This window comes from Nioella sp. MMSF_3534, assembly GCF_030732985.1.
Classification (GTDB): domain Bacteria; phylum Pseudomonadota; class Alphaproteobacteria; order Rhodobacterales; family Rhodobacteraceae; genus Nioella.
Genome location: NZ_JASHJX010000048.1, coordinates 17,598 through 28,331 on the forward strand (window position 1 = coordinate 17,598; position 10,734 = coordinate 28,331).

At 63.2% G+C, this 10,734-nt stretch carries 12 protein-coding genes; 2 read left to right on the forward strand and 10 right to left on the reverse strand.

The window, feature by feature from the left end; genetic code table 11:
• The 7 genes from RBB16_RS17240 to RBB16_RS17270 form a co-directional block, all read right to left on the reverse strand.
• Window positions 1-1,089 (reverse strand): ABC transporter permease, encoded by a 1,089-nt coding sequence (locus RBB16_RS17240; protein ID WP_306047327.1) that lies wholly within the window; start codon window positions 1,087-1,089, stop codon window positions 1-3.
• Complete coding sequence (locus RBB16_RS17245; protein ID WP_306047328.1) at window positions 1,090-2,634, reverse strand: ABC transporter ATP-binding protein; 1,545 nt, start codon at window positions 2,632-2,634, stop codon at window positions 1,090-1,092. It abuts the gene before it with no gap.
• 163 nt (window positions 2,635-2,797) lie between these two features.
• Entirely contained in the window at window positions 2,798-3,790 is a 993-nt protein-coding gene (locus tag RBB16_RS17250; RefSeq protein ID WP_306047329.1) for a BMP family ABC transporter substrate-binding protein, read from the reverse strand.
• A 124-nt stretch (window positions 3,791-3,914) separates the two neighbouring features.
• On the reverse strand, window positions 3,915-4,340 hold the full coding sequence (rimI, locus tag RBB16_RS17255; protein WP_306047330.1) for a ribosomal protein S18-alanine N-acetyltransferase: 426 nt from the start codon (window positions 4,338-4,340) through the stop codon (window positions 3,915-3,917).
• Window positions 4,337-4,990, reverse strand: a complete 654-nt coding sequence (tsaB, locus tag RBB16_RS17260; RefSeq protein ID WP_306047331.1) for a tRNA (adenosine(37)-N6)-threonylcarbamoyltransferase complex dimerization subunit type 1 TsaB — start codon at window positions 4,988-4,990, stop codon at window positions 4,337-4,339. The genes rimI and tsaB overlap by 4 nt, the downstream gene beginning before the upstream one ends.
• Window positions 4,980-5,540, reverse strand: a complete 561-nt coding sequence (locus RBB16_RS17265) for a NifU family protein (protein ID WP_306047332.1) — start codon at window positions 5,538-5,540, stop codon at window positions 4,980-4,982. Before RBB16_RS17265 ends, tsaB begins: the two co-directional genes overlap by 11 nt.
• 81 nt (window positions 5,541-5,621) lie before the next feature.
• A complete protein-coding gene (locus RBB16_RS17270; RefSeq protein ID WP_071689135.1) occupies window positions 5,622-6,077 on the reverse strand; it encodes a universal stress protein in 456 nt (151 codons plus the stop codon).
• A gap of 149 nt (window positions 6,078-6,226) precedes the next feature.
• Here RBB16_RS17270 and RBB16_RS17275 point away from each other — a divergent pair, with 149 nt between their 5' ends.
• Window positions 6,227-7,270, forward strand: a complete 1,044-nt coding sequence (locus RBB16_RS17275) for an endonuclease/exonuclease/phosphatase family protein (protein WP_306047333.1) — start codon at window positions 6,227-6,229, stop codon at window positions 7,268-7,270.
• Here RBB16_RS17275 and RBB16_RS17280 read toward each other — a convergent pair whose 3' ends face one another.
• From RBB16_RS17280 to trpS, 3 genes are all read right to left on the reverse strand, one after another.
• The gene (locus RBB16_RS17280; protein WP_306047334.1) at window positions 7,271-8,134 is read right to left on the reverse strand and encodes a branched-chain amino acid aminotransferase; all 864 of its coding nucleotides are present in this window, start codon (window positions 8,132-8,134) and stop codon (window positions 7,271-7,273) included.
• Between the two features lie 220 nt (window positions 8,135-8,354).
• Window positions 8,355-8,840 (reverse strand): VOC family protein, encoded by a 486-nt coding sequence (locus RBB16_RS17285; RefSeq protein WP_306047335.1) that lies wholly within the window; start codon window positions 8,838-8,840, stop codon window positions 8,355-8,357.
• A gap of 92 nt (window positions 8,841-8,932) precedes the next feature.
• Entirely contained in the window at window positions 8,933-9,952 is a 1,020-nt protein-coding gene (gene trpS, locus RBB16_RS17290; protein WP_306047336.1) for a tryptophan--tRNA ligase, read from the reverse strand.
• Between the two features lie 107 nt (window positions 9,953-10,059).
• Between trpS and RBB16_RS17295 the strand changes: the two genes are divergently transcribed.
• Window positions 10,060-10,734, forward strand: a 675-nt coding sequence (locus RBB16_RS17295; protein WP_306047337.1) for a rhomboid family intramembrane serine protease, incomplete at its 3' end; no start/stop codon positions are given.

Genomic DNA, 10,734 nt, shown 5'->3' on the forward strand with positions numbered 1-10,734 from the left:
TCAGCTCCCTTTCCGCATGGCCAGGAACAGGCGTTCCACGGGTGTGCGCACCATATTGTCCAGCGCGCCGGTGAACAGGATCACAAGCGCCTGAATGACCAGCAGCATCTCGCGGCTGACGGCGGGCATTTCGAATTCCAGCTCGGCCCCGCCCTGGTAGAGCATCCCGAACAGCAGCGCCGCGAGGAATACCCCGATCGGGTGCGACCGGCCCATCAGTGCGACCGCGATTCCGACGAAACCCGCGCCCTGAACCGGGTCGATCACCAGCCGTTCGGCCTCTCCCATCACGCCATTGATCGCCATCATCCCGGACAGCCCGCCGGAAATCAGCATCGAGATCATGATGATCCGCACCGGGTTGATCCCGGCATAGACGGCCGCGCTCTGGGAATGACCATAGGCGCGGATTTCATAGCCGAGTCGGGTCTTCCAGATCAGCAGCCACACACCGACGCAGGCCAGGATCGCCACGACGAACGAGACGTTCAGGGGCGTCGAGCGGCTGAAGCCGAGCCAGGGGGCGACGTCATAGGCATTGGGCAGATGCGTGGCCTCTGCAAATCGCGCGGTTTCAGGCGCCATGGACCCCGGAACGCGGAACACGTTGACCAGAAGGTAGACCAGCAGGGCCGAGGCGATGAAGTTGAACATGATCGTGGTGATCACGATATGGCTGCCCCGTTTGGCTTGCAGATAAGCCGGGATCGCGGCCCAGGCCGCGCCGAAGGCCGCCGCACCGACAATCGCCCCGATCAGGGCAAGGGACCAGTGAGGCCACGGGATCGACAGGCAGACAACGGCCACGCCAAGCCCGCCAAGGGCGGCCTGACCCTCGCCGCCGATATTGAACATGCGGGCATGGAAGGCCACGGCCACGGCCAAGCCGGTGAAGATGAAGTTCGTGGCATAATACAGCGTATAGCCCCAACCATAGGCCGACCCGACCGAGCCGCGCACCATGATGGCCATCGCTTCCAGCGGGCTTTCTCCGATATACAGAACCACCAGACCCGACACGACCAGTGCCAGCAGCAGGTTGATGAAGGGGATCAGGGCGACATCGGCCCATCTTGGCATCTTGTCCATTTACGCGGCCCCCTTGCTTACACCGGCCATCAACAGGCCCAATTCACCTTCGTCGGTCTCCGAGGGCAGGCGTTCGCCCATGATATGGCCATCGAACATGACGGCGATGCGATCGGACAGCGACATGATCTCATCCAACTCCACCGAGACCAGCAGGATCGCCTTGCCTTCGTCGCGCAGGGCGATGATCTGCTTGTGGATGAATTCGATGGCACCGATATCGACGCCCCGCGTCGGCTGCCCGATCAGCAGCAGGTCGGGATTGCGCTCGATCTCGCGTGCCACGACGATCTTTTGCTGATTGCCGCCGGAAAAGTTCTTGGCCTCAAGAAACGGGTTGGGCGGGCGCACGTCGAAGCGTTCCATCTTCTCGGCGGTGTCCTGCTTCAGCGCCGCATTGTCCATGAACAGGCGGTTCTTCTGGTATTTCGGATCGTGGTGATAGCCGAAGCCCATGTTTTCCCACGCCATGAAGGGCATGATCAGCCCTTCCCTCTGCCGGTCCTCGGGCACATGGGCGATGCCACGCGCCCGGCGGCTTTGGCCATCCGAATAGGCGCCGGTCAGGTCGATCTGTTCGCCATTCACCGCGATGCTGCCGCCGGTTGCGGCGATCATGCCGCCCAGAACCTCCAGCAGTTCCGACTGGCCATTGCCCGCCACCCCCGCGATGCCCAGGATTTCGCCCGCCCGGATCTGCAACGAGATGCCTTTCAGCCGTTCGACCTTCTGATCGTCATTGGCCCGCAGGTCTTTTACGTCCAGCACCACCTCGCCCGGATTGGCGGGGGCCTTGTCGACGCGCAACAGCACCTTGCGTCCGACCATCAGCTCGGCCAGTTCTTCGGGGCTGGTGTCGGCGGTCTGCACGGTCGCTGTCATCTCGCCCCGGCGCATCACGGATACCGTATCGGTCACCTCCATGATCTCGCGCAGCTTGTGGGTGATCAGGATGATCGTCTTGCCCTGTTCCTTCAGCCCGTTGAGAATGCGGAACAGGTGGTCGGCCTCGGCGGGGGTCAGCACGCCCGTGGGTTCGTCGAGGATCAGGATATCGGCGTGACGATAGAGCTGCTTGAGGATCTCGACCCGCTGTTGATGCCCGACCGAGATTTCCTCGATCACCGAATCCGGGTCCACATGCAGTTCGTATTCGTCCGACAGTTCCTTGAGAATGCGCCGCGCCTTGGTGATCGAGGGTTGCAGCATCGCGCCGTCTTCGGCGCCAAGGATCACGTTTTCCACCACGGTGAAGTTCTCGACCAGCTTGAAATGCTGGTGGACCATGCCGATGCCGGCGCGGATCGCGGCCTGGCTGTCGGGGATCGGGGTGGGCTGGCCGTTGATCAGGATTTCACCGGCATCGGCCTTGTAAAACCCGTAGAGGATCGACATCAGCGTCGATTTCCCCGCGCCGTTTTCGCCGACGATCCCGTGGATCGTGCCCTTGCGGACATGCAGGGAAATATCCTTGTTGGCCTGAACCGGACCGAAGGCCTTGGAGATGCCCTTCAGTTCGATCGCATAGGGTTCTGTGTCTGTCATGCGGCAGCCTGTCCCTTTTGTTTTTCATTGGGTCGCCACGAAATGCGGGCGCAATTGGGAAACTGTGACCAAAGCCGGGGCGTCTGTCCAGTCACCGCCCCCAAAAAAGAAGACGGGCCACCGGTCGGGGCGGCCCGTCGGGCTTGATCAGCCTGTCACCGGTTTACTCGACGGGGCACATGCCGTCTTCGGTGTAGTTATGCACCGAGATCTCACCGGCGATGATGGCGGCACGGGCGGCATCCACCTGCGCGATCATGTCTTCGGTGATCAGGTCTGCATTGTGCTCGTCCAGCGCATAGCCCACGCCATCTTCGGCCAGGCCGAAGACATGGATGCCGGTTTCGATCTCGTCGACCGGGGTCGAGAACGCGTCATACACGGCCACGTCCACGCGCTTGAGCATCGAGGTCAGGACCGAACCGGGGTGCAGGTAGTTCTGGTTGCTGTCCACGCCGATCGACAGGATGCCCTCGTCCTCGGCGGTCTGCAGAACGCCAAGGCCGGTGCCGCCAGCGGCGGCGAAGACCACGTCGGCGCCCTGTGCAACCTGCGCACGGGTCAGTTCACCGCCGCGCACCGGGTCGTTCCAGGCCGCCGGGGTGGTGCCGGTCATGTTCTGGATGATGGTCGCCTCGGGGTTCACCGCGCGCACACCCTGCGCATAGCCGCAGCCGAAGCGGGAAATCAGCGGAATGTCCATGCCGCCCACGAAACCGACGGTGCCGGTTTCCGATGCCAGACCCGCCAGCATGCCCACAAGGTACGACCCTTCATGTTCCGAGAAGATCACAGACCGCACGTTCGGTGCGTCGACCACACCGTCGATGATCACGAAGGTGGTGTCGGGATAGTCGGGGGCCACAACTGCCAGCGAGGACGCCTGGCTGAAGCCCGCCATCACGACGGGGTTCGCACCGGCTTCTGCCAGACGGCGCATCGCCTGTTCACGCTGTGCGTCGGACTGAAGCTCGATCTCGCGATAGGAGCCGCCGGTTTCCTCGGCCCACTGCTCCGCACCGTTGAACGCCGCCTCGTTGAACGAGCGGTCGAACTTGCCGCCGAGGTCGAAGATGATCGCCGGATCGGCCAGCGCACCGGTGGCGGTGATCGCAAGGGCCGCAACGGTGCCATAGAATGTCTTGAAAAGAGTCATGTGTCTCTCCCGGTTGGATGATGGCGGGGCATTCTTTGGGTGATGCGCCCGGCCTGGAAAAAGTTGAAAGATCCCATGCTGAATAAGGGCAAAGCCCGCGCACGGGGTCAACCGTATTCTCGCGTCAACCGCCTGATGCCGGCAATGGCAGCGCCATGAGCATGGCATCGACGCGGGTTCCATCGGGTTTGCGATAGTATTGTGGACGTTGGCCCGTTTGCACGAATCCGGCGGTTTCATAAAGGCGGATCGCGGCCTGATTGTCGGCGGCGACTTCAAGGAATATCTGCTCGGCTTCGCGCGTTCTGGCGCGGTCCAGAGCCTGCAAGAGAATCGCTTTCCCAATTCCATGGCCCCTGCGATCCGGGGTTACCGCGATGGTCAGCAGTTCCGCCTCGCCCGCGATGGTGCGGATCAGGGCAAAGCCGCCGTCACCCTCGATCAGGTCGCAAAGTGGATCGGACAGGAAGGACTCCAGCTCCACCGCGCTCCACGGTCGGGGGGTGGTGAAGCTGGCGGCGTGGATGCGGGCAAGGTCAGCCGGGGTCATGGCAGCATGACAGGCCCGGTGTCGCGGGCGGGGGCCGCGTCGGGTGTGCGGATATAGAGCGGGGCAGGGCGCGGTTGGGGTGTTTGCCAGCGGGTCGCGGCGATGCGCGCGATGGCACAGGCCGGGGCGAAGGCCGCAGGCGCGTGGGTCGCGCCGATCCGCTCGGCCACCTCCTCCGCCCGTTGACCAACACAGGTGAGGCCCGGCAGCGCCCACTCCGACACCGCATCAAACGGCACCAGGGCCGGGCCTTTTCCGGCCCCTTCGGCAAAGCGCTGCAAATACAGGTGATCGCGGCGGGCATCGAGGCAGGCCAGAACAGGCGCGTCCGCCCCAAATGCCAGACAATCCAGCAGCGACACTCCAATGGCAGGAATGCCAAGCGACAGCGCCAGCCCCCGTGCGGCGGCGACGGAAATGCGGATGCCGGTGAAGTTGCCGGGGCCGATACCGACGCCGATGGCGGACAGATCGGGCAGGGCGACATCAGCCTCTGCCAGCACCTCCTGAACCAGCGGCATCAGCCGTTCCGCCTGGCCTTTGCCCATATCCTCCTGCCGCGCGGCAATCACCCGGTCGCCCGACAGCAAAGCGGCCGCGCAATGCGCGGCCGATGTGTCAAAGCCAAGGATCAGCGCGTCAGACGGCAACCGGACGCACCTCGATCACTTCGGGGATGTAGTGGCGCAGCAGGTTCTCGATGCCCATCTTCAGCGTCACGGTGGACGAGGGGCAGCCGGCACAAGCGCCCTGCATATGCAGGTAGACAATGCCGCGATCGAAGCCGTGGAAGGTGATGTCGCCGCCATCCTGCGCCACGGCGGGGCGCACGCGGGTATCCAGCAGTTCCTTGATCTGACCGACGATCTCGGCATCCTCGCCGCTATGCTCGGCATGGCCGCCAGCCGCGCCGTCGCCCTCCATCACCGGGGCGCCGGACTGGAAATGCTCCATGATCGCGCCCAGAATGGCGGGCTTCACGTGGTCCCATTCCACATCGGCGGCTTTGGTCACGGTCACGAAATCGGTGCCAAGGAACACGCCCGCCACGCCCGCCACGCCGAAAATGCGCGTCGCAAGCGGAGAACTGCCCGCGCTATCCGCCGCCGGGAAATCCGCTGTGCCACTTTCAAGAACCTGCAATCCGGGCAGGAATTTCAGCGTGGCGGGGTTCGGGGTGGATTCGGTCTGGATGAACATCTTGCGCTCCTTCGCGGCTTTGCACTGATATGCTTATCCCGACCGGGGAAGTCAAGAATTGGAATGGTTCTAATCTGCCGCTCAGGTGATCGCCTCAAGCTGTTCCTTCGACAGCTCTCCGGGCACGATGGTCATCGGAATCGGCAGGGTGCCCGCGGTTTTCGACAGGGCGGTGACCAGCGGCCCCGGCCCCTTGCGACCGGTCCCGGCCCCCAGAACGATCACCCCGATTTCCCGGTCCTCGTTGACCTGGCTCAGAATCTCGTCAATCGGCTCTCCCTCGCGGACAACCAGTTCCGGGTCGACGCCCTGCTTGTCGCGCATCCACTTGGCGAAGACGTTGAAATGCGCCTCGATCCGTTCGCGTGCCTCGGCGCGCATGACCTCGCCCACGCCGATCCAGTGGTTGAATTCATCGGGGGGAATCACCGACAGGATCTGCACACCGCCCCCCGTATTCGCGGCCCGCATTGCCGCGAAACGCATGGCGTTCAGGCATTCGCGGGAATCATCGAGGATAACCAGAAACTTGCGCATGGACCTCTCCCATAGTCACCGCAGGCCATCATGACCGAGGTGAGGGGCGCAGGCAACAGCGGGTTTTGCAAGCACTTGTTAACCATTTGTCCGCCGGTCTGTGTTAACCTTTCGGCATTTATTGACTGCGTTCATGCGGGGGACCGGACATGGCCTTCTATCACACCCTCAAGGATTATCTGCGCGCCGAAGAGGCCGCCCGCGCCGCCGGGCGCGATATCGACTACCCCGGCAAGGCCGACTGGATCGCCTCGCGCCTGCTGGAATTGCGCACGCATCTGCGCGACAAGATCACCGGTCGGCGGCGGGCCAAATCGCTGATCATCGGATCGTGGAACATCCGCGCCTTCGACGATGGCCGCCCGCGCATGGATGAAAGCTATCACTATATCGCCGAGATCATCGACAGCTTCGATATCTGCGCGGTGCAGGAGGTAAAGCAGGACCTGAAACCGCTGGAACGGCTGGTCCGGCTGCTTGGCCCCAATTGGGATTACTTCGTCAATGACGTGACTGAAGGGGGCCCTGGCAATAATGAACGCATGGCGTTTCTTTATGACCGCAACCGGGTGCGGTTCAAGAACCTGATCGGGGAACTGGTGCTGCCGCAGGAGGCCCTGATCGAGGGCCGCCAGATCGCCCGGTCGCCCTTCTTCGCGTCGTTTCAGGCGGGTTGGTTCCGCTTCACGCTCTGTAGTGCGCATATCCTCTATGGCGGCAGCAGCGCGGCGGATCATGCGCTGCGCGCGGCCGAAATCCGGGCGATATCGAAGGTTCTGGCGCGCCGGTCGGAACAGACGGATGAGGTGCATGTGCTGCTCGGCGACATGAATATCGAGGCGGCGGGCGATCCGATCATGCAGGCGATGACGGATGAGGGGCTGCATGTGCCCCTGTTCGGGGCGACCAACCTGGGCGGAACGAAACACTACGACCAGATCGCCTTCACCAAGGAGGACGTGAAGACGCGGCTTCTGGCCAAGGGCAGTTTCGACTGGCGCGGGGCGGTGTTCCGGGAAGAGGATGCAGCCCATTACCAACCCCATGCCGAGGCGATGCGCGGCGCGCCCTATGCCGACTGGGACCGGTCCTACAAGGGCTGGACCACCTACGAGATGTCGGACCACCTGCCGATCTGGATCGAGCTGGAGGTGGATTATTCCGACGATTACCTGAGGCGCTTTACCGGCTGATCAGCCTTCTGACTTGGCCCAGTCCCAGTAGAGCTTCAGCGCCTCTTTGGTCACGGGGCCGACCTGGTAATTCGTGCCGTCGAACTCCACTACGGGCGTGACCTTGGACATGTTGCCCGACAGGAAGACCTCGTCGGCATCGCGCACGTCGTCAAAGCTCAGAACCTCTTCGCGCACCTCATGGCCTGCGTCACGCAGGTTCTTGATGTGGCGGGCGCGGGTGATGCCGGACAGGAAAGTGCCATTGGGAATGGGGGTTTTCACCACGCCATCCTTGACGATGAAGACATTGGCGGTGGCGCTTTCGGCCACGTTGCCCATGGCATCGGCCACCAGCGCATTATCGAACCCCTTGGCGCGCACCTCTGCAAGCATCCGGGCGTTGTTGGGGTAGAGGCAGCCCGCCTTGGCATTCGTGACATTGTCAGCCAGCACCGGGCGACGGAACTGGGTGGTGCCGAGCCGGACGGTGGCATCGGGCGGCGAGAGCGGGATTTCCTCCAGACAGACCGCAAACCCGGTGGAGTCGGCATTCGGCACGATGGCCGAATAGCCGCCGTCGATGGTCCAGTACATGGGACGGATATAAAGCGGCGTGTCCTCGGGATAGAGCCGGATGCCCTCCCAAACGATATCGTAGATCTCCTGCCCGGTATGCGTCGGGTTCATCATCAGGGCCTTGGCCGAGCGGTTCACCCGCTCGCAATGGGCCAGCAGGTCGGGGGCCAGCCCATGGGCATAGCGCGCGCCGTCGAATACCGTGCCCCCCAGCCACGATCCGTGATCGGCCGCGTTCATGATCGGCACATTGCCGTCATGCCATTTGCCTTCGAACCAGGTGCGGATATTCTTGCCGGTCGCCATTGGGGATCCTCCTTCTTGGCGACAGCATGGGGCAGACTAGGTCATAGGTCCAGACGTAAATCCGAGCTGATAGGACATCGGCGCAGGCCGCGCGCCCGAGCCGGTTGCAGGCGGTTTGCCCGGTGACCGTGGCGGTTGTTTGGCTGTCTCCATGGCTCCTCCCTTACATGATTGGCGGCATCATCGCCGCAAAAGCCTGCCAAAAGGTTAAGCCGGTGGATCACGCCGCCAGTGCCAGCAGCCCCGCCATGTCGAGCGGCGCATTGACCATCTCCAGATTTCCTTCCGAATCTCGGGGCCAGTCCTCTTGCGGGCGATCTCGGTACAACTCGATACCGTTGCCATCGGGGTCTTCCAGATAGACGGCTTCGCTGACGCCATGATCGGCAGCCCCGACCAGCGGCACGCCAGCGGCGGCCACCTGCGCCACGGCCTTCGCCAACGCCGCGCGTGTCGGGTAGAGAAACGCGACGTGGTAAAGCCCGGTCGTGCCGCGCGGCGGGCGCATGCCGCCCCGGCTTTCCCAGGTGTTCAGCCCCAGATGGTGGTGATAGCCGCCCGCTGACATAAACGCCGCGCCGGGGCCGTAACGCTGCTGAACTTCCAGCCCGATCACATCGCGATAGAAGTCGATGGACCGGTCAAGGTCGGATACTTTCAGGTGGACATGGCCGATTCCCATGCCGGGGTCTGCGGTGTAGCTCATTGCGTTTCTCCTTTGCCCGGCAACATAGGAACTGCCGGACAAAGGGGAATTCACCGTTTTCGCAGAGGATCGGTGCAGATCTGCGCAGAGGCTTAGCTGCGGACCATGCCGACGATATCGTAGGTCTGCGCCAGGATCGGCGCGGCAATCTCGCGCGCCCGCTCGGCCCCGCGGCCCAGGATGCGGTCGATTTCGGCAGGGTCCTGCATCAGCCGGGCCATTTCGCCCGAGATCGGGGCCAGCTTTTCGACGGCCAGATCAGCGAGGTCCTGCTTGAAATAGCCGAACATCTTGCCGGCATTCTGCGCCACGACATCGTCCACGGTCGTCTCGGCCAGAGCCGCCCAGATATTGACGAGGTTGCGCGCCTCGGGGCGGTTTTCCAGCCCCTCCGCGGTTTCTGGCAGCGGGTCGGGGTCGGTCTTGGCCTTCTTGATCTTCCGGGCAATGGCATCGGCATCGTCGGTCAAGTTGATCCGCGTCTTGTCGGACGGGTCGGACTTGGACATTTTCTTGGTCCCGTCCTGCAGGTTCATCACCCGCGTCGCCGCCCCCTCGATCACCGGTTCGGTCATGGGGAAGAACTCGACGCCATAGTCATGGTTGAACTTCGCGGCGATGTCGCGGGTCAGTTCCAGATGCTGTTTCTGGTCCTCTCCCACGGGCACATGGGTGGCGTGATAGACCAGAATATCGGCGGCCATGAGAGCAGGGTAGGCAAGCAACCCGAGCGAGGCGGCTTCGGCATTCTTGCCGGATTTGTCCTTCCATTGCGTCATGCGGCCCATCCAGCCCATGCGCGCGACACAATTGAAGACCCAGGCCAGCTGCGCGTGTTCGGGCACCTGGCTCTGGTTGAACAGGATGCTTTTTTCCGGGTCGATTCCAGAGGCGATGAAGCCCGCGCAGAGTTCCCGCGTGTTGCGGGTCAGCGCGGCGGGATCCTGCCAGACGGTGATCGCGTGCAGATCGACCATGCAGTAGATCGACAGGATGCCCTGGTTCTGCGCATCCGCGAAGCGCTTGAGCGCCCCCAGATAGTTGCCGAGATGCAGGTCGCCCGAGGGCTGGATGCCGGAAAACACCCGTGGCGTGAATTTTGCGTCGCTCATCGTGAACACCCTTGCCTGCCCCCCGCGCGAAAAGGGCGTCTGGTCAACCGCGCGCGCCTCGCTTACCCATGGGGGCGAGGCGCGTCAACATAAGGGACAACGGGAAGATGGACGCAAGCGGTAACTCCCCCTTCAATGCGCTGCCGCCGGTGGTGGTCGCCCTGGCGGTCGTGATGGGCGGGCTGGAGGTGATGTTCCAACTGGCGACGGCGGGGCTTCTGGGAGGCGCGGGAGGTGTCGGCTGGCGGATCGCGGCGATGCAGGATTACGCGGTTCTGGACTCCGTCTGGGAATGGATGCGCGCCAATCGCAGCTATCCGGTGCAGCATCTGGCCCGGTTCGTGGCCTATCCGCTGCTGCATGGCGGGTTCGTGCATGTGGCCTTCGTGGTGGTCTTCATCCTGGCCATCGGCAAGATGGTGGCCGAGGTGTTTTCGCCGCTGGCCTTCCTGCTGGTTTTCTGGGTCTCGGCCATTGTCGGGGCGCTGGCCTTCGTGCTGGTGCTCGATTCCGGCTACCCGCTGATTGGCGGCTATCCCGGTGTCTACGGGCTGATCGGGGCGTTTTCCTTTATCCGGTGGGTCAATCTGGGCGTCGCCGGGGAAAACCAGATGCGGGCCTTCGGGCTTATCGGGATGCTGTTGGCGATCCAGCTTATCTTTGCGACCTTGCAGGGCAATTACGGGGATGTGGTGGCGGATCTGTCGGGCTTTGTCGCCGGGTTCCTTTTGTCCTTCATCGTCAGCCCCGGCGGCTGGCAGCGGATCCTGAAACGGATGCGC